Below are 22,437 nucleotides of genomic sequence, written 5' to 3' on the forward strand. Positions count from 1 at the left end.
TTAGAAATCCTTATAAAAAACGAGTTCTACTCGAGTATTGTTGTAATGATCTTTCGTATTTACTGGCACATCTTTAAAGTAATTGCCATATAGTCGTTCTACACGTAATTTTATAGGTTGATAATTAAAAGGCTGCCATGAAATACCTGGGCCATATTCAAATAAATTATTGTAATACTCATCTTTACTGTCAGCTAAGCCATGCAATTTCATATACGCCTGTACAGTGCCCGTTTCCCCCTTATAGACATTCAAACCCGTACGTAAGCGTAAATCGCCAATAACGTTATAATCTTCTCTAGAATAAGTCGCAGCATTGCCATATAAATCAGTGAAGTAATCATTAAAACAAAGTGACTGATTACAACTATTTTGAGAATACCATTCTTGATAACCTGCTATCCCACCCACAACACTTTCACGAAATTTATCTCTATTTCGGTCAATCAGATCATAGCTTCCACCTACTTCTAAATACATGCGTACAGGTATAGAAGTCCAAGGTTGATAATTAGCGCCGACACCTAGAGTTACTGCATTTTCATCAATAATTTCAGGTCGTACTCCGCCTTGAGATTGAGTATCGCGGTTTAGATTTAAAAAGCCATACACCTGCGCTCGACCATTATCGAGGTTCTTACCATAGCGAGCTTTAAGTGGGAAAATTACATCGTCGTAACGTGATTCATATGAAGGTGCAAAATACACATCACGGAAATAAGTTTTGACTTCCCCTCCACTTAAATTCTTTACGGCCTGTGTCGCCTTATTGGCAATATCCGCATCTTTAGATTGCGTAAGCTCCTTAAAAACTACCAAAGCCTCTTTGTTATGTTTTTGAGAATTCAGTAGATAAGCTTCTTGGAGTTTTAAATTATCATCTGCTGGATCTAATGCCTCTGCTTTTCTTAGACTTTGCAAAGCAGCATCTTGTTTCCTTAACCTAATCTGTAAATAAGTTAAACTTTTCCATACTTTAATATCTTGTGGTGTCATCTCTCCAAGTTCTAATAATAACTTCTCGGCATTTTCAGGTTGAGTCTTTTCAATTTTATAAAATTGATCCCATTTATCATAAATTGGATTACCTGGTTTATATTCTTGATTAACAATCTCTTGCGCAAAACTAGTCTCAACACTTAAGAGGCCTAAAGCTGGACAGATCGAACCAATAACGATAAAGGAACGGGTTATAGATTTTATTGTTTTGCTATTCATTGGGACCTCTAGAGTAAAATAGGTAGAATGCTTGCGTAGCAATCAAATTAAAATTTAATCAATAAGTATTATAATTAAACCCATAAATGACACTGTTTATATAAGTAGATGAGTTCTTTAAATTGTTCATTTTATCTCCTTTAATATTATGTTTTAAAAAAGTTCTTATCTGTTTGTTTTTCCTATAATGACACATTTTTTAATCGTATTATTGTAAATAATCTTATAGGATAAGATAAAAATTTATAACTACAAATAGGGGAAAACATGTCCTTTTCTCAGCATCCAGAACATCATTTTATTCACCGCTCAGGTTGGTTAAGGGCGGCCGTTTTAGGGGCAAATGATGGAATTATTTCTGTTACTAGCCTAATTATGGGAATGGCTGCAAGTGGGGCTTCTGCTCATACACTTCTTATTGCATGTATTGCTGGTTTAATTTCTGGTGCAACCTCTATGGCTGCAGGAGAATATATTTCAGTAAAATCACAAGAAGATATTGAAAAAGCCGACTTAAAATTTGAAGAACAAGAACTCAAAAAGCATCCGCAGCGTGAATTGGACGAACTCACCCAAATTTATATATCCAGAGGCTTAGCACCTGACTTAGCTCTACAAGTTGCTACTGAACTTACAAATCATGATGCATTAGGGGCTCACGCGCGTGATGAAATTGGTATTCATGAAAATACCGCAGCAAACCCTATTCAAGCCGCATTAGCTTCAGCTGGCTCATTTTCATTTGGGGCATTGTTTCCTATGCTGGCTATTTTACTCAGTCCAGATATATGGATCGAAAAAACAGTCTTAATATTTGGCATTATTTCATTAGCCTTTTTAGGAGCGCTATCAAGTCATTTCGCAGGTACTTCCAAGCTTAAAGGGAGTCTACGCATTACCTTGTGGGGAATTTTAGCGATGGGCTTTTCAAGCTGGATCGGCTCTTTATTTCATGTTACTCCACTTTAAAAAATCAGAACTTATCAATGTTTAAGAACTAAATATTTAAAAACTAAATGCCCAATATTATTTGCTCTTGGTTCGGTTTTCACGCTATGGTGAATAGAAAGAAATGAGGTGAATAAAATGGACCTATTACAACAACTTGAAATTAAACATCCAATTTTTCTTGCCCCTATGGCAGGTGTATCTACACCTGAACTTGCAGCAGAAGTTTCTAATCAGGGTGGTCTTGGATCCTTAGGTCTAGGTGCAAATACGGCGCAAAGTGCACGTGAACAGATTTTAAAAACCCAAACACTTACAGAAAAATCATTTCAGGTTAATTTTTTCTGCCATCAACCCGAACAACTAAACCCTCAAACCTCAGCACAATGGATTGAATATTTACGCCCACAATTTGAAAAGTTCGGAGAACAGCCTCCTCAAAACTTAAACTGTATTTATCCAAGTTTTCTTGATAACGATGATTTTCTAAATGTCGTATTAGAAACCAAACCTAAAGCGGTAAGTTTTCATTTTGGAATTCCCCATCCCCATCAAATTCAGGCATTAAAAGATGCCGGAATTATCACGATGGTGTCTGCTACCAACTTAGTTGAAGCACAAGCCATTGAAACGGCTGGTATAGATATTATTATTGCTCAAGGGATTGAAGCAGGCGGACATCGTGGAATCTTTAATAAAGCCTTTGATGCAGCAATTAAAACGAGCGATTTAGTACACCTTATTGTCAAGCATTGCAAACCACCTGTGGTAGCTGCAGGCGGTATTATGAATGGAGCACAGGCACGGCATATGTTGAGCTTAGGAGCTGCTGCGGTTCAACTCGGAACAGCATTTGTTCAATGCCATACATCAAATGCATCTGCCGAGTATCGTAAAGCTTTATTTAATGAACCTGTAACACAAATCAGCGCCAGTCTTTCTGGGCGTCCAGCCCGTGGCCTGCTCAACCATTGGCACACACAAATTGATTTACCTAATCGCCCTCCTCAACCCGAATATCCATATGCATACGATCTAGCCAAGCAATTAAATGCCATTGCAAGCAAGAATAAAGACTATGGCTTCGGTGCTTTTTGGGCGGGTAGTAATGTCTCTCAAATACGAGAGCTAGATGCTGCTGATCTGGTTAACCAGTTAGTTGTAGAAATGCTAGAAGATGAGTAAATCTTAAAAAGCCAGTAATCATATACTGGCTTTTTATTTAATGGGTTTCTAGTAAGTTAACCTGCTCAACCTGAACATCACTCATCAAATTGCCTTCAGCTAATAACTGATTAAAATAATTTTCGACTACTATTGCCTGTTCAGCAGTGCTTTCAACTTTATACATATTTTGGCGGAATTCATTACTCGAACGTAATCCTTTGGTGTACCAAGCAATGTGTTTACGGGCAATACGGCAGCCAGAGTATTCACCATAAAATTGATAAAGTTCTGATAAATGTCCTAGTAACACCTGCTTCACCTCTTCAATATTAGGTGCAGCTAAGTGTTCACCAGTTTTTAAATAATGAGCAATTTCACGAAAAATCCATGGTCGACCTTGAGCAGCTCGACCAATCATAATTGCATCTGCCCCAGTATAGTCGAGTACATATTTTGCTTTTTCAGGACTATCAATATCACCGTTCGCAATAAGTGGAATATTGATTAATTCTTTAACATGTTTGATCAAATCATAACGCGCTGTATTTAAATACATGTCTTCGCGAGTACGGCCATGTAAAGCTAGCGCGGCAATCCCCGCTTCTTCTGCCCTTTTTGCGACTCTTAAAATATTTTCCTGACCATTTAAAAAGCCCAAACGGGTTTTCAAAGTCACGGGAACATCAACAGCAGCGACCACTGCATCAAGTATTCGGGCCACTAAGTCTTCATCTTGCAATAACGCTGAACCTGCGAGTTTATTACATACTTTCTTGGCAGGACATCCCATATTGATATCAACAATTTGCGCGCCATTTGCTACTTGATAACGTGCAGCCTCTGCCAATTGCTCAGGATCAGAACCTGCAATTTGAGCAGAGATTGGAGCGAGTTCACCATCAAAGTTCGCACGGTAGAGGCTCTTTTTGCTCATCCGCAAAGTTTTATCAGCAGTCATCATTTCACTGACTGCATGGCCTGCGCCAAAATACTTGCAGAGTGTTCTAAATGGACGGTCAGTAACTCCCGCCATAGGAGCAACAATTAAATTATTTGACAGTTGATAGGGACCAATATACATATATATTCATACAATTGATGATCAACATAGTATACTTCATCCGCTTAATCGGCTCATCTTTTTATGCAGGTGCTTTCCTCGCCATGAACAAACCGTTGTCTTCCCGTTTTTTATTAAAATCATTCGGCATGGCTGCCGTATGCATGAGTTTAGCTGCTTGTGGTGATAAAGCTTGGTGGTCAAACAATGATGAGCCTGAACTAGAAAGCCAACAGATTAAACGTCTAATTCCATCGCGTGTGCATGACCGTGAGTCATGGGCTAAAGATATTGATGACATTATGAAAGACTTGGATATTCCTAAAACCAAGAAAAATGTCTGTAGTATTGTGGCTGTAGTGGATCAGGAATCTAACTTTGTTGCCAACCCTCAAGTGCCTGGGTTAGGACAAAAGGCAGTTGAAGAAGTTAGTACACGTTTAAATGAAAAGTTTGAAGATAAGCTTGGCAAAACCGTTGGTGGAACAATTGCTGGTTACTTTGAAGAAGTTCTAAGAACTCAGCCCTCTCCTGATAACAACTATATGAGTCAAATGCGTAAAGTTAAAACCGAGAAAGAACTCGACTTACTTTACCGAGAAATTTTCGACTTCATGGCTAAACACTATCATGTGAGTGCCTTAACTGGTGCAGCCAAATTGGTTGGTCAAGATATTGGCGAGAAAATGAACCCTATTACGACTTTGGGCTCAATGCAAGTTCATATTAATTATGCGAAAGCCAATAAGCGTTCGAGTATGAGTACTGCTGCGCTCCGCGATGACCTATATACTGAATACGGTGGTTTATATTACGGCATACATCGTTTAATGGTTTATCCGGCAGACTACGATAAAGCCATTTATCGTTTTGCGGATTATAACTCTGGTATGTACTCTAGCCGTAATGCAGCTTTTCAAAAAATGCTAAAAGAACTTACCGATAAAGATATAAGTCTTGATGGCGATCTACTTCTTTATACAAAAGATGGTGATCCACGCGCAGCTCAAAGCGAGTCAGAAAAAGAACTGATCACGGTATTTGCAAAAAATAATGTATTGGTTACCCCACGACAAATCCGTGATGATCTTAAATTAGAAAAAGAGAAAAAGTTTGAAAGTACTCAAACTTATATTGCGCTGACTAAACTTTATAAATCAAAAACTGGCAAAGAACCACTCTATGCAATTATGCCTCAAGTGGTAATTTCTGGGCCTAAATTAAGTCGTGATTATAATACCAATTGGTATGCAACCCGCGTAAACGGACGATATGAAACATGTATGCAACGAGCGAAACGAATAAGACTATAAAAAGTCTCGCCCTGTTCGATTTTGATGGAACCTTGTGTAGTAAAGATAGTTTTACAGGGTTCATCTTTTATGCTTTATCTAAGCGTCACATTGTTAAGCAAGGCTTGAAAATTCTGCCATGGATTCAAGCCTACTATCTTAACTTTTATCCTGCCCATGCTATGCGTGCTAAGTTATTCCGTAGCATGTTTAAAAATACGCCTGCAATTGAATTACAAAAATTAGGTGAAGAATACGCACAAGAGTTAGTCTCTGCGCTTTCGCCTGAAATTTTTACTCAGTTACAACATCATCAATTGCGTGGTGATCAAGTCGTATTAGTTTCAGCTTCAATTGATGTCTATCTTGCTCCACTTTGCAAGTTACTAGATATCGAGTTGATTTGTACCGAAACTCAAATTAAAAACGGCAGGATGACGGGTTACTATTCTACTCCAGACTGTAGTAGTGAACAAAAGAAGTTAAGGATACATCAGCAATATACGCTACAGCATTACCACCAGATTTATGCTTATGGTAATAGCTCGGAAGACTTAGACATGCTTAGTCTTGCCACACATCCATATATGGTAGGTGAAGATCGTGTTTTACCTCGTTTAACGCCAGAAAAAAAGCTCGCATAAAGCGAGCTTTTTTATTTGAGCAAAACTTAATAAATTGCCATATGATCACGATGAATCATTTCAAGTGAACGAGCTTCACCAAGTACTTGATAAACCTTATCTGAGGCTAAGCCTTTAATAATTTCGGCTGATCGTGAGCTAAAGTTCACTCGACCTACCGCAATACGTTTACCTTGTTTATCGACACATTCAACCACATCACCACGATCAAAATGTCCTTCAACATTTTTAACTCCAACAGGGAGCAAACTGCGATGTTTCAATTTAATCGCTTCAACAGCACCATCATCAATCACAAGACGACCTGCTGTTTGTAAATGAGCAGCAAGCCACTGTTGATGAGCAGTCATGCGGTCTTTATCTGTAGTAAATAAAGTACCTAGCATCTCACCAGCCATCGCACGTGACAGGACATTATCACTTTCACCACTCGCGATGAGGGTTGGGCAGCCCGATTTAGCAGCTAAACGTGCAGCACGAACTTTAGTGACCATGCCACCTCGCCCGAGCACACCACCACCGCCGGCCATATCGAATAAATCATCATCCATGGCACGAACAGTAGAGAGTAATTTAGCATCAGGGTTATGACGCGGATCTGAGTCAAACATACCTTGCTGATCGGTTAAAATGATCAGCAATTCTGCATGAACCTGACCTGCCACCATAGCAGCTAAAGTATCGTTATCACCAAAACGGATCTCATCGGTAGACACCGTGTCATTTTCATTAATGACAGGAATCACACGCCAATCAATCAAGTTTTGCAAAGCATCACACGAGTTCAGATAACGACGGCGATCTGCCAAATCATCATGAGTCAATAAAACCTGAGCAGTACGAATACCGTGGTTTTCAAGCACACTAGACCAAGTATGAATTAAGCCCATCTGCCCAATTGCAGCACAGGCTTGTAGACTGGGTAGATCGGTGGGTCGACTCGCAAGCTTCATACGAACCATACCTTCTGCTACAGCTCCTGATGACACTAAAATAATCTCGTGTCCGGCATTGTGTAGATCTGCAATCTGTTTCGCCCAATGCGAAATAGCATCTAGATCTAAACCTTGCCCATTAGCTGTAAGTAAAGATGATCCGATTTTAACAACGATTCGTTTACACTCACTGAGCTGACGTTGCCCATCGACCACTTCTATCATGTTTCCCTCGGTTTTCTAGTCACGAACGTAGATGACTTCTACATCATTGTCGTCTTCATCATCGTCAAAATCGTCATCATCGTCCATCATGCTTTCGAGACGTTGTGCTCGACGCATTGCACGATATGCTTCTTTTGCCGCAATGGTTTGTTCACGTGTTTCAACTTCTAGTTGTTCACGGAAAGCTCTTACTTCTGCTGCGTATTCAGGATCTTCAACTTCGCGTTCACGTTGCTGTTCAATCTGATCCATCAAGTAATACACAACTTCTTTTGTACCTTCGCTTAATAAGCCCGATGTCTTAAAGACAGGTCCAGTCCACTCTAGTTCATCTAGAATGTGCTGACACCACTCTTCACGGCTTTCTTCAGCAATCTGATCAAGTTTGTTGAGTACTAAAACAACTGGTAATTTAGCCAAAGTTGGTGAGAACTTAGCCAACTCATTCATAATCGCTTTTGCATTATGTGCTGGATCTGAACCATCAATTGGTTGTACATCAATAATGTGTAAAAGAATACGCGTACGTGCCAAATGTTTAAGGAAACGAATTCCTAAACCTGCACCTTCTGCTGCACCCTCGATTAACCCAGGAATATCGGCCATTACAAATGAACGATGGCGGTCAGCATCGACTACACCCAAGTTTGGAACCATGGTTGTAAATGGATAATCTGCCACTTTTGGTTTTGCAGCACTTACAGCACGAATAAAAGTAGATTTACCGGCATTTGGCATACCAAGCAAACCAACATCTGCCAATACTTTTAATTCAAGACGAATTTCGCGGAACTCACCTTTTGTACCAGTCGTACATTTACGCGGTGCTCGGTTAGTTGATGATTTAAAGTGAGTGTTACCTAAACCACCTTCACCACCACCAGCAACCAGAATTCTTTGGCCGTCTTCAACCAAATCGCCAATAATATCGCCTGAATCTGTATCAACAATTGTTGTACCAACGGGTACTTTTAAAACCACATCTTCACCACCACGTCCAGTACAGTTAGCACCTGCACCGTTTTTTCCACGCTCAGCACGGAATTTACGTGTGTAACGGTAATCGACTAGCGTACTTGTATCATCATCAGCTTGAATATAGATACTTCCACCACGTCCGCCATCACCACCATCTGGGCCACCAAATGGTACAAATTTTTCACGGCGAAAACTGGCTACGCCATTGCCACCGTCGCCAGCCTCTACGGTAATGACTGCTTCATCAACAAAGCGCATCTGCCAATCCTCTAAAAACTCTAAAACCGCCTATTCTGCCATATTTTCATAAAATTCTCGAATAGAAAATGGAACAATTCCATTTATAACGATCTGTTTTATCTTTAATCCAGCAGATGCTTTTAGTTTTGCAAATAAGATCCTTATAAAAAATAAAATTTAGCCAATTTATTTAATTATCAAGGATGAACATTGCGCAGAGGTAAGGTCATTTGCATATCAAGATTTGCTTTTGTTTTTGGCACAGAATTATACATGATGGCATTAAATGAAGAGACATTCCCCATTTCCATAGGATCATTTATGTTTAGGCTTGGTTTAAACTGATGTTTCACCGATAAATTTACAGGTTCATCGAATTCAAAATAAACCGGACCATCAAAAACAATTTTAACGGGAACGGTATAACTACGTTTTAAATTAAAAGGCACATCTAATTTAATAGGGATATCTAATTTAAGGGGAAATTTTGGTAAAAACTTACTTTGATAAACCAAGTCTGTGGTGGTTTCTAAAGGCATAACCTGATCAATTTTTAGAGTCGTTGAATAATCGACACTTACCGTAATAGGTGTTTCTACAGCAAAATTTAAATCTGCCAAATATTTCCCTTTTAAGGGTAAAGTTAATTGGCGATCTATATCTAAAGTTGTATCAAGTTTACCAATAGACTGAACCTGCAAAGTATTACCAACTTGAATTTTTGTTTCTAAAGAGTCAGGTAAACTAATATCGGCATTATGAGCCGAAACGACTAAATTTGCTTGAATATTGAGATATACCCAAAACATAATAGCGGCAAGTATCATCATTAAAAAGAAACTGATTAACATACTCTTGAGTGAACGGAACATTAGCATCCACCCTATTGATCAGTTGTCTTTTGTGATGTTTCTGAACCTAATACTCGATTTAATCGCATAGTGGACAGAGGAATCTTTAACTCACCATTTGCAATCTTAACAGGCAAAGTATTTTTCACATCAACTGAAGCATTTAATGCAGTTTTAACAGGTACATTTAAATTCCCTTCGATTGGGATATTCGTGTCTAATCTTGCTTTTAAAGGAATATGTAGATTTTCTTTTAATACCGTGCGTACTGGGGCATCAAATTTTAAATGAACCTTTTGCTCAAGTGGGACATTAATATCAATTGGCACATCAAGTTTTAGTGGAATTGTCCCTTTCAATGGCAAGGTAATATCACGTCCTAAAACTCGCACCTGAACCTTGGTATCAATTGGTAGATTTTGCTCAACTTTTAATGTTTCTTTGACCGGAATGGTTGTGCTAATCGGCACCATATTATCGAAGTAAACACGCGGAGTTAATGTTTGTGTTAAAGGAATATTCAGTTTCTCATCAATTGGAATACTGGCATTTACGCGCCCCTTTACATCCACATTTAAAGCATCTTGTACTTTAACCTTAACCTGTAGAGGCTCTTGCAAATCAATAGCAACTGCCTGATTTTTCAGTGGAATATAAATATTAAAGTGCTTAAATACCCATATTGCAATGAGTACACCACATAAATTGGCAATAATGATGAATATAAAAACGACCAACAAACGTTTAAACTGCGACAATTCCAATCCCTTACTATTTTCTTTTTTTCCTTAGTTTGTATTCTCATTTATTTACAAAAAATAGTCAGCATATATTTTGTACGGTTGTAAAAAAACCCAGTCTAAACTGGGTCTTTTTGTGAAAATATTTTATAGATCGTTAAATGATCTTAAGCATTCAATTCTGCTGGAATTTTTTTGTAGCTTACGCCGCACATTTGTTCAGCGATACGTAATACCTGACAGCTATAACCAACTTCGTTATCGTACCAAACGTAAGCAGTTAAACGGTTACCAGAAGTAATCGTTGCTTGAGCATCGTATACACCTGCTGTACGAGAACCAATAAAGTCACTTGATACGACTTCAGTCGAGTTGGTATAACCAATTTGACCTTGAAGGCTAGAGTTAATCGAGATTTGACGAATGTATTCATTCACTTCTTCGCGATCAACTTCTTTATCAAGTGTTAAATTCAAGATTGCAAGAGATACGTTTGGTGTAGGAACACGTACAGAGTTACCAGTTAATTTACCTTTCAATGCAGGTAATGCTTTAGCAACTGCTTTAGCTGCACCAGTCTCTGTAATTACCATGTTCAAAGTAGCAGCACGGCCACGACGATCTGCTTTATGGTAGTTATCGATTAAGTTCTGGTCATTTGTAAATGAGTGAACAGTTTCAACATGACCGTTAAGAACTTTATATTTGTCATCCAATACTTTAAGAATTGGAGTAATTGCATTTGTTGTACAACTTGCAGCAGAGATGATTTTGTCTTCATCTAAGATATCTGTGTTGTTTACGCCAAATACAACGTTTTTCATTTCGCCTTTACTTGGTGCAGTCAATACAACACGTGCAACGCCTGGGCATTTCAAGTGTTGGCTTAGACCTTCAGCATCACGCCATTTACCAGTGTTGTCGATTAAAAGTGCGTTTTCAATACCGTATTCAGTATAGTCAACTTCACTTGGGCTAGACGCATAAATCACTTTAATGAAGTTACCGTTAGCAATGATTGCTTCGTTTTCTTCATCAACAGAAATTGTACCAGCGAAAGTACCGTGAATAGAGTCACGGCGAAGTAAAGAAGCACGTTTTGCCAAGTCACCGTCAGAAGACTTACGTACAACAATTGCTTTAAGGCTTAAACCACGACCTAAACCTGATTGGCTAATGATTAAACGAGCCAAGATACGACCAATACGACCAAAACCGTAAAGAACTACATCTTTAGGTTGTTCAGAAGTTGCGCTACCTTTGATTGACTCAACTGATTGAGCAACAAAAGCATCAACATCACCGCCTTTTTCTTTATATTCAACAGCAAGTTTACCGATATCAACTTCTGCAGAACCAATATTTTCAACTTTTGCTAAAGCTTCTAAAATTGGGAAAGTATTTACAACAGAAAGCTCAACGTCTACAACACGTGTACGACGGTGAGTTTTCAAAATTTGGATAACAGAACGGTTAATTAAAGAGCGACCGTAAACAGATACGACAATATTTTTTTCACGGTATAATTGACCGATTAATGCAATCATACGTTCCGCGATTTCTTCACGGTTTTTCCAACGGCCTTGGTGTTCAGCGTGCAGGGCGATGATAGTGTCTTTGCTCACAGATACGTCCTCTAATTAATTATATCTAGGCGTGATTTTTAAAACCCCGTAATTGTAATGGAATTATTGGCAAGAATGAATCAAAAGCTGACGTTAGTGACTAGATTTTCCTAAAATTCATCATAAATTCATAAAATACCTATAATTATTTTTTATTATCTTATTGTTTAAAGCAGCTAAATTTTTGCTTTTTCTTACTTTTTAGGTTCTGACAACCTAATTGAACTCATCATTTTTTAATCTTTTTTGATATTTCGTGATATTAAGTTGCAGATTTTGGGCTTTTTGCCGTTGTTGATAAAGATGAATTGCCCCTTCTAAAACGAGTACAAAAACAGCACACCAAATCGGAATATAAGTGAACCATTCTTCCTGGCCAATGCTCTCCCCTAAAACTAAAGAAGCTAAAGCAAGTAATACAGGTTCCAAATACCCCAAGAGTCCAAACACAACTAAAGGTAGAAAGCGACTTGCCAGAATATAACTTCCCAGACCAATAGCACTTAAAATTCCAAGCCCAATAATGATCAAAGAAAGACTTGGTTGGTCTATAAATTTACTGTATGGTAGCAAACCTGTATGAGTTAAATAAATCGCAACGGGCATAATAATGACCAAATCCCACCAAAAGCCCCCTAAATTATCTGTTTTAATTTTTTTACGTAATAAAAAGTAGGCAGAATATCCAACTGCTACCAATGCAGTTTCCCACGCAATACTTCCTAAACGCCATATCTCATGGCTAACACCAATGACTGCAAGAATAATTGCTACCCATTGAAATTTTGATATTTTTTCGCCATACAACACACTTCCAGCTAAGACAAGAACCAGCGGTAATAAGAAATATCCCAAAGAGACTTGTAACCCACGCCCATGCATCGGCCCCCACAAAAAAAGCCAAAGTTGTACTGAGGTTAAAATAGAGGTTGTGATTAATAATAATAGTAAAGAAGGCTTAGCCAAAATACGTTGATAGATATTTTTGATATAAGCTAAATCACCACTCCACCACATAAATAAAGTAAGGAACGGTAGTGTTGCAATAATGCGCCATCCAAAAGTTTGCTCACTATCGAGCTGGCTTAATAATTGAGTATAAAAATAAAGTACACCAAAAGTGAATGATGCCATGACAGACAAGATCACGCCCTTAAACATCATTAACCTCTTAGACTTTAATAAAAACAACTCACTACAATACTTGATTTATCCACTATAAAAAAGAAAAAACCATGTAAAAACATGGTTTTTTCTTAATCAGACATATACCACTATTCTTTATGTTCTGTACGAATAACATCTCGAATATCAAAACCCAATGTTTTTGCATAATTTAAATATTCATCCACCACTTCTTGCTCTGGATGAGGGTTTCTTGATAGCACCCAAAGGTATTTACGTGAAGGCTCCCCGACTAAAACAGTCTGATAGTCTTCATCTAGCTTTAAAATCCAGTAATCCCCACGGATTACCGGAATCCATCTTACAGCTTCCGGTAAAAAACTTACCTTCAATTTGGTGTTATATGGCGGGTTAACCACAAAGGCCTCCCCGATAGATTGCTGTAATTGTTTTCTATTATCGTAGCAGCGATTATCTACTACTACATTTCCATTTTCGTTTAAGGTGTAGGTTGCAGATACATTATAAGCACACTTTTTTTGGAAAAATGCAGGTTTACGCGCGACTTCATACCAAACACCTAAATATCGGTCCAGTTCAACTTTATAGACAGTTTGCAAAGGTTTCGGCTGGGCATAGACATAGGTTCCAACAGCCAAACCAGCCAAAACGACACCGCCCAACGCAATTTTAGCCAAACGCCAGCTGGCTTGCGGAACATTATTTCGAAATGCCATTGTTGCCCTCAACGATTAGTTGTGAATACAAAAGAACTCAAATATCTACAGTAGCTTGTTTTTTAAACACATTATGTAGCGTTATGTATTCGTTTATTGCAACATTTGCGCTTTCAGTCGAATGATTTCATCACGTATCCGTGCTGCTTGCTCAAACTGTAAATCTTTCGAAGCTTTTAACATCTCTTTTTCAAGCTTAGTAATATGCTTACTAAACAATTTTGGGTCAGAGAGAATATGTCTTTCGTCAGCACTTAAAGCTTGTGCTTGTTCAAGCACCTTCTCATCAATTTCGTCGTCTGAAAGCACTTCGCCTGAATCAATTTCTTTGATGACCTGACGAACAGCACTACGTGGCGTAATACCATGCAACTCGTTGAACTCGATTTGTTTAGCTCTACGGCGTTCAGTCTCATCTATTGCTTTTTGCATAGAATCAGTAATTCGGTCAGCATATAAAATTGCTTTACCTTTCACGTTACGCGCGGCACGACCAATTGTCTGAATGAGTGAGCGTTCTGAACGTAAAAAACCTTCTTTATCTGCATCTAAAATAGCAACTAAAGAAACTTCTGGCATGTCGAGACCTTCACGCAACAAGTTAATACCGACTAGAACGTCGAATACACCTGTACGTAACTCATGAATAATTTTGACACGTTCAACCGTATCAATATCCGAGTGTAAATAAGCGACTTTAACCCCATATTCTTTTAAATAAGAAGTCAGATCTTCCGCCATACGCTTTGTTAAAGTGGTCACTAACACACGTTCATTTAGGTTCTTACGAATATTGATCTCAGAAAGAACATCATCAACTTGAGTTAATACAGGACGAACTTCAATTTCAGGATCGATTAGTCCTGTTGGACGTACCACCTGTTCAACCACTTGGTCAGACTTTTCTAGCTCATATTTAGCAGGTGTTGCACTGACAAAAATGGTCGTCGGTACAATGCGCTCCCACTCTTCAAATTTCATTGGTCGATTATCAAGTGCGCTTGGTAAACGGAACCCGTAATTCACTAAATTTTCTTTACGTGATCGGTCACCTTTATACATCGCTCCAATTTGCGGAACTGTAACGTGTGACTCATCAATAATCAGTAATGCATCTTCTGGTACATAATCAAATAAAGTTGGAGGCGCTTCACCAGCTGGACGGCCCGATAAATGACGTGAATAGTTTTCGATACCATTGGTATAGCCCAACTGTTGCATCATTTCTAAATCATAACGGGTACGCTGCTCAATACGCTGGGCTTCCAGCAATTTGTCATGTTCACGGAAGAATTTAAGTTGATCTTGTAACTCATCTTTAATTGTATCAATAGCACGAGTTAGATGATCTTTCGGCGTTACATAGTGGCTTTTTGGATAAATCGTAACACGTGGAACTTTACGGACCATTTTACCCGTTAACGGGTCAAACCAACGGATCGAATCGACCTCGTCATCAAATAGTTCAATACGAATCGCATGTTGATCAGATTCGGCAGGGAAAATATCAATAATTTCGCCGCGAATTCGATATGTACCACGTAAGAACTCAAGTTCATTACGCGTATATTGCATTTCAACCAAACGTCGGATAATTTCATCACGACTTACGCGGTCGCCCTCAACCACATGCAGTAACATTTGCATATAAGCATTTGGGTCACCCAAACCATAAATTGCAGAAACCGATGCCACAATAATTGCATCACGACGCTCTAATAAAGCGCGTGTTGCCGATAGTCGCATCTGGTCAATGTGATCGTTAATGGCAGCATCTTTTTCAATAAAAGTATCTGAGGATGGAACGTAAGCCTCGGGTTGATAGTAATCATAGTAACTTACGAAATACTCAACCGCATTATTAGGGAAGAACGCTTTAAACTCTCCATAAAGCTGGGCAGCCAAAGTTTTGTTATGAGCCATCACAATTGTAGGTCGCTGTGTTTGAGCGATCACATTCGCCATGGTATAGGTTTTACCCGAGCCAGTTACACCCAGCAATAACTGATTACGAAAACCATGCTCGATACCATTTACCAGCTTTTCAATGGCCTGTGGCTGATCACCTGCTGGCTGATAATGAGTGACCAAATCAAAAGGTTGATTTTCGTTCAAAGTTATCTCTCTTTATGAAAAATTGAATTTAACGTCTCCCCTTTTAATGGGGATTTTTATCTTAATTTAAAGTCTAAATTGAGCTTGAAATTCAATGTAAAAGATTAAGCATCTTAACACTTGACCAATACCCTAATCGGTTGCAACATGAAGCTATCCATTAAACAAAAAGTATAACCATGACCTATCAATATCATGATGAAAGTATTGTAACCGAACTTCCCGAAGATACAGTTTTTGTATTTGGAAGTAATCTTGCTGGACAACACGGTAGTGGTGCAGCGCGCGTTGCAAGTCAGCACTTCGGAGCAGTTGAAGGTGTAGGTCGTGGCTGGGCTGGTCAAAGCTTTGCAATTCCAACTTTAAATGAACACATTCAACAAATGCCACTTTCACAAATTCAACATTATGTTGAAGACTTTAAGGTATACACAAAAAATCATCCTAAAATGAAATATTTCATTACTGCATTAGGCTGTGGCATTGCGGGTTATAAAGTTTCTGAAATCGCTCCTCTTTTTAAAGGGATTTATCATAACGTTATCTTTCCGGAATCTTTTAAACCCTATGTAGAAGATAATGCAGTATCACAATTTCCGACTTTAACTCAAAAGATGGTACAAAGTTTCATTAATGATGAAGTTATTTTTTACTTTAATCATGGCAGTGAATCATTTGAAGAAGCTTTAGATAAAACTGATTTATCAGATGCTGAAAAAGCCATAGCTCTTATTGTTTTAAATGAAGAGTTGTATCCACGAGATCGTTATGGACGAGGCCGTGATCATGAGCTTAGTGATATTTTAGGGAAGTTAAACGGTAAAATTTTCAATCTTCATGGAAACTCTGAAGGTGCCATGATTTTTGTGAGTGCTGTTGTTGCACTGATGGAACTTTACGATTTTGATGAGCAAGATTTTATTAAGTTATGGCGTGGTGAAAAAAACATTGATCACCCTATTAATCGTTAAGTTTTCTTATAAATTTATGAGTTAAGCAGATAATCTCTGCTTTCTCATTATTTTATTTTTAATTACATTTAATCCTTTTATTTTTAATTATTCTAATATATTTAAACTCTTTATCCTCCCAAATCTTAATTTTTCTCATTATACTTTAAGGCAAACTGAATACTTAAAGAAACATATGGAAACTTTAGATTCTTCGATTTTTGACCTTAGCCCAATTCCAATGTGGATTGAGGATTTCAGTGAAGTTAAACAACAATTTGATTTATGGAGAAAGCAAGGAATTGAAAACCTCCATGAATTTTTAAATCAAAATAAACACTTAGTTATTGAATGCGCTCATAAAATTAAAATTATTCGTGTTAACCAAAAAACCTTGGAACTTTTTGAAGCAACAACGCGCGAGGAACTATATTCAAATTTGAATCTTATTTTTAAAAAGGAAATGTTCGAATCACATATTTATGAGCTTGAAGCGTTATGGAATGGTAAAACCCATTTTTCAAGCACTACCGTGAATTACACCTTATCAGGCAAACGTATTGATGTTCAGTTAAGAGGGTCTATTTTACCTGGTTCTGAATCTAATTTTGAGCGGGTATTAATTACTACCGAAGATATTACCCCCTATCAAAATGCACTTCGACAGGAAGAAAAAAATCGTCGCTTGGCTGAATCTATGTTTATCTACTCGCCTACTTCGCTGTGGGTCGAGGATTTCAGCCGTATAAAAAATAGAATTGATCAACTTAGGCTATTGGGAATTGAAGACTTCAGAACTTTTCTAGATGTTCATCCTGAGTTTGTCCGCCAGTGTGTAGAAGATATTTTAATTTTAGATGTTAATCAGGCCACGATAGATTTATTTAAAGCTCCTGATAAGTCGACACTTTTAAGAAATACACATAAGATTTTTGCTGAAGAAATGGTTGAAACCTTTCGAGAACAACTCATCGAGTTATGGCAAGGTAATATCCATCATAAACGTGAAGCCGTTAACTACGCTTTAGATGGCCAAATAAGAAATGTCTTGCTTCAATTTACCGTTTTTCCGGGATATGAAGAGACTTGGGGATTAGTGCAAGTTGCGCTGACAGATATTACTGCCCGGAAAAAAGCGGAAAACTATCTTGAATATTTAGGGCAACACGATGTTCTTACTAAACTATATAACCGTGCTTTTTTTACAGAGGAACTTAATCGCTTAAACCGAAGTATTATTCGACCAGTTTCTTCAATTTTTTTAGATATGAACGGATTAAAAGAAACAAATGACCAGTTTGGGCATGATATTGGAGATGGTTTATTACGCCGTGTTGGAAATATTTTAAGTCAGGCTATTTCAAATACAGCATATACTGCATCCAGAATCGGTGGTGATGAATTCGTGATCTTAATGCCAGGCGCAGATGAAGCGAACGTTCAAATTATGCTTCAAACGATTCAGGAGCTTTTTAATATCGACAATCAATATTATTCAAGCCATCCAGTAAGTATTGCAATTGGACATGCAACCACTCAAACAAATGAACAGATTGAGGACATGTTAAAACGAGCAGACCATCACATGTATCAAAAGAAAAAAAGTTATTATCAAGAAATTTTATTCAATCAATAAAAAACAGGCATATTGCCTGTTTTTCAAAAATTAGCGTTTTCCCATAGAACGACGCGTACCACGTGGAGGCATCCATGTTCTATCCGCATATTGCTCTGGTTTTGGACGCACTTGGTTGTGTACCGCATCATCTGCTTGATTGCTTTCATTCGGCATTGGGAATGGCAATTTCACCAAAGCCTTTTTCTGTTTTGGCTGTTGCTCAGTCATGATTCATTCTCGAAATTTCGATTGCGACCTATTATAAATGATTTTTATCATTTCTTTTCAAAAAAGCTTCAATTGAGTAAAACAGCAACAAGAATCTTCTTAAATTAAACTTTTTTACATCTAAAAATACCCGTATCCGCAAATTGCTTAATTTTTGCGATAAGATAGTATGCTTTTTATTTTTTAATCCCATAAGAGGAATATTGCCGTGGACGTACGTCTTTCTGATCGTGTCAATGCTATCAAACCGTCCCCTACACTTGCTGTAACAAACAAAGCTGCTGAACTTAAAGCTGCTGGCAAGAACGTGATTGGTTTAGGTGCTGGCGAGCCAGATTTTGATACCCCTCAACACATCAAAGATGCTGCAATTGAAGCGATTAATAATGGTTTCACCAAATATACGGCTGTAGATGGTACTCCTGGGTTAAAAAAAGCAATTATTGCTAAGTTCAAGCGTGATAATAATCTTGATTATCAAGCGAACCAGATCTTGGTTTCTTGTGGTGGTAAACAAAGCTTCTTTAACTTGGCACTTGCTCTATTAAACAAAGGCGATGAAGTTATTATTCCAGCACCTTTCTGGGTAAGCTATCCAGATATGGTCATTATTGCTGAAGGTACTCCAGTCATTGTGAAATGTGGCGAAGACCAACGCTTCAAAATCACTCCTGAACAATTAGAAGCTGCTATTACACCTAACACTCGTTTAGTTGTATTAAACAGCCCATCTAACCCAACAGGCATGATTTATAGCAAAGCTGAATTAGAAGCTTTAGCTGAAGTTTTACGTCGTCATCCACAAGTATTTGTTGCATCTGACGATATGTATGAACCGATTCGTTGGGAAGATGAGTTCTACAACATCGCAACTGTTGCACCTGATTTATATGACCGCACGATTGTTTTAAACGGTGTTTCTAAGGCATATGCAATGACAGGTTGGCGTATTGGCTATGCAGCCGGTCCAGCGAAAATCATTGGTGCAATGAAAAAGATCCAATCACAGTCAACTTCTAACCCAACTTCTATTTCGCAAGTTGCTGCTGAAGCTGCATTGAATGGTCCACAAGACGTTTTACAACCTATGATTGAAGCGTTTAAACGCCGTCATGACTTAGTTGTAAATGGCTTAAATGATATTAAAGGTATCTCTTGCTTACCTGCTGATGGCGCTTTCTATGCCTATGCAAACATTCGTCCTCTTATTCGTGCAAAAGGCTTAAAATCTTGCACAGAGTTCTCTGAATGGTTACTAGAAGAAACTGGCGTAGCAGTTGTTCCTGGTGATGCATTTGGTTTAGGCGGTTTTATGCGTATTTCATATGCAACAGCTGACGAAGTACTCGTTGATGCGTTAGCACGTATCAAAAAAGCTGCTGACTCAATTGAAGGTGTAGACGCTGCTATTGCTTCAATTGAAGCTGAAAAAGCTGCGAAATAATCTGCATTTTGCATAAAAAGGGTTCTCTTGAGAGAACCCTTTTTTAATTCACTTATGCATTTTTGGCTTTTTGAGGTCTTATATAAATGACTAATAAAATTCCAAATAAAACCATAAAACTCGATAAAATCACTCGCCCTGTCACAGTCTCATTTACAAATAGGCTTCCACCTATAATCGCCAAACATGGCACACTTAGCTGTACTGTACTCGCTGTCACTCGATCAATATGCTTCAAAATTGCATACCAGAGTACATAAGCCCCGCTTGAAGTGACACCGCCCGACAAAATCGCTAAGACCCATCCTTGCATGTCAATGTAGCGATCTTGGGCAAGTAATACATTCGCCAACAAAACCATTGGCACAGCTAGCGTAAAATTTGCCAACGTACTACCAATCGGTTGTGTCATATTACGACCAGCAATGCTGTATCCTGCCCATGCCAACCCAGATATCACCATAATTAGAGCATATCCCCAATCAGGCGCATGAGTATCGGGTAATAACAAAACAATGATTCCAGCCAAAGCAATACATAAGCCTATACCACGGTATATGCCAATCTGTTCACCCTGCCAATAGCCATAAAGCACCATAGTCAGCTGTACAACCCCAAACAATAAAAGAGCACCAATACCAGCGTCGATCTGAAGATAAGCATATGAAAATACCAAAATATAAACCGCTAGAAAAAATGCGTTTTTTAAACTCCATTGGACTTTGGTTTGAGACGATTTTGAATATAAAAACAGTCCAAATAAAACAACCGCACCACTTCCCACTCGTATTAGACTAAAAGTCATTGGGTCAATATGTCGGCCAACCAAAGCCAAACGACACAATACAGAATTTGCTGCAAAAGCCGCCATTATGAGTGCAATTTTAAAAAGCATTGTCCTTATGCTCCTGTTATTTCTTATAGTGTAAAAGAAGTCTTTCTTATCTATCTAATTCATTATGCAACTCATTTAATTCAATTTTTATAATAAAGGAATTTTATATTAAATGGACAAGTTTTTAAGATTCAACTTATCAGTTCAATCTTTAACTCTAGAATTGACTTATCGATGACTTAATAATAGGCTAATATCAAGTTCTATTTTAGAACCTAAAGAATTAAAGGACCCAAAAATGAAAAATCCGATGGAAATGACTGGCCTTGAATTTTTACAAGCAATGATAGAAGGCCATATTCCACCTGCCAGCATTAGTAAAACAATACCTATGCAACCTACTGAAATTTCAGAAGGATCTGTTACTTTTAAAGCTCAAGCAGATCATAACCATTTAAATCCACTCGGTGGCGTACATGGCGGTTTTGCTGCTACAGTTCTAGATTCAGTGACTGGCTGTGCAGTACATACGATGTTACCTGCGGGTGTAGGTTACGGCACAATCGACCTTAACGTAAAAATGTGCCGCCCTATTCCCCAAAATCAGGCTTTAATTGCAACAGGCAAAGTTATTAATTTAAGTAAAAATTTAGGTATTTCTGAAGGAAAGATTATTGATGAGGAAGGTAAACTGTATGCCTATGCAACAGCAACCTGCATGATTATTCGTTCATAATTATTAAAGGCAGCCTTAAACCGCTGCCTTTTTTATTAAGTCATCTGAATTATCTGGACGTTCACAAGTTTGTGCAATCACATACGGCGCCCAAATATTTTTAAGTTGAAGTTCTATAATTTCTTGATGCTCTACAGACCAAGCTAAAACTTTATTTTTACCCAAAAATAACTCCCCTTCTAATTGAAAAATATATAAAGATTCAGAAGAGTTTAGTAGTTTCGAGCTTTTTAAAATCTTAAGTGAATTATGCACATTCCATTTAGCGCTAAACCAAAGCTGCAATAAATCGCCTAAATATAAATCCTGCTTTTTGAAAGGATAAGCATTAATCCATGCACCTTCTACAAGTGTGTAATAAGATTCTGATTGATTTAAGATATTGAGATAATTGTGTTGATAGAAATCAAAATTAGAAAAAATAGAAGCGATCGTAAGCGTTTTCATACTTATCTCCGATTTAGCCATTTTAGTGCTGGCAAGTTGGTTTAAATCCACACTGTTTGGATTTCTCCAAACGCTTGTTCTTTTTTGAATCTAGCAATTGATTTTTTAAAGTGCAAGTAATTTCTTAACTCATCACTCAACTGATCAAATAAAAAGCATACGACACAAAAATGAAGTAAACATGACAATTTAGACTTGACCCTTCTCAAAATCTCCTTATAATCGCATGCAGATTCTCCCATAGCTCAGTCGGTAGAGCGACGGACTGTTAATCCGCAG

Annotated in this window: 22 protein-coding genes; 8 read left to right on the top strand and 14 right to left on the bottom strand. The window is 38.0% G+C overall.

Features of this window, described 5'->3' with window-relative positions; all coding sequences use genetic code 11:
• On the bottom strand, nucleotides 1-1,218 hold the full coding sequence (locus J536_RS15935) for a tetratricopeptide repeat protein (RefSeq protein ID WP_002118409.1): 1,218 nt from the start codon (nucleotides 1,216-1,218) through the stop codon (nucleotides 1-3).
• A gap of 267 nt (nucleotides 1,219-1,485) precedes the next feature.
• Between J536_RS15935 and J536_RS15940 the strand changes: the two genes are divergently transcribed.
• Both J536_RS15940 and J536_RS15945 read left to right on the top strand, forming a co-directional pair.
• Complete coding sequence (locus J536_RS15940; RefSeq protein WP_002118524.1) at nucleotides 1,486-2,187, top strand: VIT1/CCC1 transporter family protein; 702 nt, start codon at nucleotides 1,486-1,488, stop codon at nucleotides 2,185-2,187.
• A gap of 117 nt (nucleotides 2,188-2,304) precedes the next feature.
• Nucleotides 2,305-3,351: an NAD(P)H-dependent flavin oxidoreductase gene (locus tag J536_RS15945; RefSeq protein ID WP_032063315.1), complete on the top strand. Its 1,047-nt coding sequence runs from the start codon at nucleotides 2,305-2,307 to the stop codon at nucleotides 3,349-3,351.
• A 37-nt stretch (nucleotides 3,352-3,388) separates the two neighbouring features.
• Here J536_RS15945 and dusB read toward each other — a convergent pair whose 3' ends face one another.
• Nucleotides 3,389-4,414: a tRNA dihydrouridine synthase DusB gene (gene dusB / locus J536_RS15950; protein WP_005067871.1), complete on the bottom strand. Its 1,026-nt coding sequence runs from the start codon at nucleotides 4,412-4,414 to the stop codon at nucleotides 3,389-3,391.
• Nucleotides 4,415-4,497: 83 nt separating this feature from the next.
• Here dusB and J536_RS15955 point away from each other — a divergent pair, with 83 nt between their 5' ends.
• Both J536_RS15955 and J536_RS15960 read left to right on the top strand, forming a co-directional pair.
• Nucleotides 4,498-5,706 (top strand): DUF1615 domain-containing protein, encoded by a 1,209-nt coding sequence (locus J536_RS15955; RefSeq protein WP_045126687.1) that lies wholly within the window; start codon nucleotides 4,498-4,500, stop codon nucleotides 5,704-5,706.
• Nucleotides 5,673-6,329, top strand: coding sequence for an HAD-IB family hydrolase (locus J536_RS15960; protein WP_017386255.1), 657 nt, complete (start codon nucleotides 5,673-5,675; stop codon nucleotides 6,327-6,329). Before J536_RS15955 ends, J536_RS15960 begins: the two co-directional genes overlap by 34 nt.
• Nucleotides 6,330-6,355: 26 nt before the next feature.
• Here J536_RS15960 and proB read toward each other — a convergent pair whose 3' ends face one another.
• The 8 genes from proB to uvrB form a co-directional block, all read right to left on the bottom strand.
• On the bottom strand, nucleotides 6,356-7,489 hold the full coding sequence (gene proB / locus J536_RS15965; RefSeq protein WP_002118789.1) for a glutamate 5-kinase: 1,134 nt from the start codon (nucleotides 7,487-7,489) through the stop codon (nucleotides 6,356-6,358).
• Between the two features lie 15 nt (nucleotides 7,490-7,504).
• Nucleotides 7,505-8,725: an Obg family GTPase CgtA gene (gene cgtA / locus J536_RS15970; protein WP_002118576.1), complete on the bottom strand. Its 1,221-nt coding sequence runs from the start codon at nucleotides 8,723-8,725 to the stop codon at nucleotides 7,505-7,507.
• A 179-nt stretch (nucleotides 8,726-8,904) separates the two neighbouring features.
• A complete protein-coding gene (locus J536_RS15975) occupies nucleotides 8,905-9,579 on the bottom strand; it encodes a hypothetical protein (protein WP_005067862.1) in 675 nt (224 codons plus the stop codon).
• Nucleotides 9,580-9,590: 11 nt separating this feature from the next.
• Nucleotides 9,591-10,316, bottom strand: coding sequence for a hypothetical protein (locus J536_RS15980; RefSeq protein ID WP_005067859.1), 726 nt, complete (start codon nucleotides 10,314-10,316; stop codon nucleotides 9,591-9,593).
• 149 nt (nucleotides 10,317-10,465) lie between these two features.
• Nucleotides 10,466-11,923, bottom strand: a complete 1,458-nt coding sequence (locus tag J536_RS15985; protein ID WP_005067858.1) for a glyceraldehyde-3-phosphate dehydrogenase — start codon at nucleotides 11,921-11,923, stop codon at nucleotides 10,466-10,468.
• A 216-nt stretch (nucleotides 11,924-12,139) separates the two neighbouring features.
• The gene (gene rarD, locus J536_RS15990; protein WP_014207355.1) at nucleotides 12,140-13,087 is read right to left on the bottom strand and encodes an EamA family transporter RarD; all 948 of its coding nucleotides are present in this window, start codon (nucleotides 13,085-13,087) and stop codon (nucleotides 12,140-12,142) included.
• A gap of 110 nt (nucleotides 13,088-13,197) precedes the next feature.
• Nucleotides 13,198-13,785: a lipocalin family protein gene (locus J536_RS15995; protein ID WP_032055225.1), complete on the bottom strand. Its 588-nt coding sequence runs from the start codon at nucleotides 13,783-13,785 to the stop codon at nucleotides 13,198-13,200.
• 93 nt (nucleotides 13,786-13,878) lie between these two features.
• Nucleotides 13,879-15,900 (bottom strand): excinuclease ABC subunit UvrB, encoded by a 2,022-nt coding sequence (gene uvrB, locus J536_RS16000; protein ID WP_002118463.1) that lies wholly within the window; start codon nucleotides 15,898-15,900, stop codon nucleotides 13,879-13,881.
• 179 nt (nucleotides 15,901-16,079) lie between these two features.
• Between uvrB and J536_RS16005 the strand changes: the two genes are divergently transcribed.
• Both J536_RS16005 and J536_RS16010 read left to right on the top strand, forming a co-directional pair.
• Nucleotides 16,080-16,871, top strand: coding sequence for a hypothetical protein (locus J536_RS16005; RefSeq protein WP_017386250.1), 792 nt, complete (start codon nucleotides 16,080-16,082; stop codon nucleotides 16,869-16,871).
• A gap of 175 nt (nucleotides 16,872-17,046) precedes the next feature.
• A complete protein-coding gene (locus J536_RS16010) occupies nucleotides 17,047-18,486 on the top strand; it encodes a sensor domain-containing diguanylate cyclase (protein WP_032063316.1) in 1,440 nt (479 codons plus the stop codon).
• Between the two features lie 30 nt (nucleotides 18,487-18,516).
• On the opposite strand, the gene J536_RS16015 is transcribed toward J536_RS16010, so the two are convergent.
• Nucleotides 18,517-18,696: a hypothetical protein gene (locus J536_RS16015; protein ID WP_002118942.1), complete on the bottom strand. Its 180-nt coding sequence runs from the start codon at nucleotides 18,694-18,696 to the stop codon at nucleotides 18,517-18,519.
• Between the two features lie 208 nt (nucleotides 18,697-18,904).
• Between J536_RS16015 and J536_RS16020 the strand changes: the two genes are divergently transcribed.
• Complete coding sequence (locus J536_RS16020; protein ID WP_002118408.1) at nucleotides 18,905-20,140, top strand: pyridoxal phosphate-dependent aminotransferase; 1,236 nt, start codon at nucleotides 18,905-18,907, stop codon at nucleotides 20,138-20,140.
• A 52-nt stretch (nucleotides 20,141-20,192) separates the two neighbouring features.
• Here J536_RS16020 and J536_RS16025 read toward each other — a convergent pair whose 3' ends face one another.
• Complete coding sequence (locus J536_RS16025) at nucleotides 20,193-21,035, bottom strand: DMT family transporter (RefSeq protein WP_032063318.1); 843 nt, start codon at nucleotides 21,033-21,035, stop codon at nucleotides 20,193-20,195.
• Nucleotides 21,036-21,273: 238 nt separating this feature from the next.
• Here J536_RS16025 and J536_RS16030 point away from each other — a divergent pair, with 238 nt between their 5' ends.
• Nucleotides 21,274-21,711 carry a PaaI family thioesterase gene (locus J536_RS16030; protein WP_032063319.1) on the top strand — a complete coding sequence of 146 codons (438 nt, stop codon included), beginning with the start codon at nucleotides 21,274-21,276 and terminating at the stop codon, nucleotides 21,709-21,711.
• A gap of 15 nt (nucleotides 21,712-21,726) precedes the next feature.
• Here the strand turns inward: J536_RS16030 and J536_RS16035 are convergent, their stop codons facing one another.
• Both J536_RS16035 and J536_RS25255 read right to left on the bottom strand, forming a co-directional pair.
• On the bottom strand, nucleotides 21,727-22,158 hold the full coding sequence (locus J536_RS16035; RefSeq protein WP_032063320.1) for a hypothetical protein: 432 nt from the start codon (nucleotides 22,156-22,158) through the stop codon (nucleotides 21,727-21,729).
• A gap of 41 nt (nucleotides 22,159-22,199) precedes the next feature.
• A complete protein-coding gene (locus J536_RS25255; RefSeq protein WP_079381033.1) occupies nucleotides 22,200-22,346 on the bottom strand; it encodes a hypothetical protein in 147 nt (48 codons plus the stop codon).
• Nucleotides 22,347-22,437 lie beyond the last annotated feature (91 nt).

It is taken from the genome of Acinetobacter sp. 809848 (assembly GCF_000581275.1).
Taxonomy (GTDB): Bacteria; Pseudomonadota; Gammaproteobacteria; order Pseudomonadales; family Moraxellaceae; genus Acinetobacter; species Acinetobacter pittii.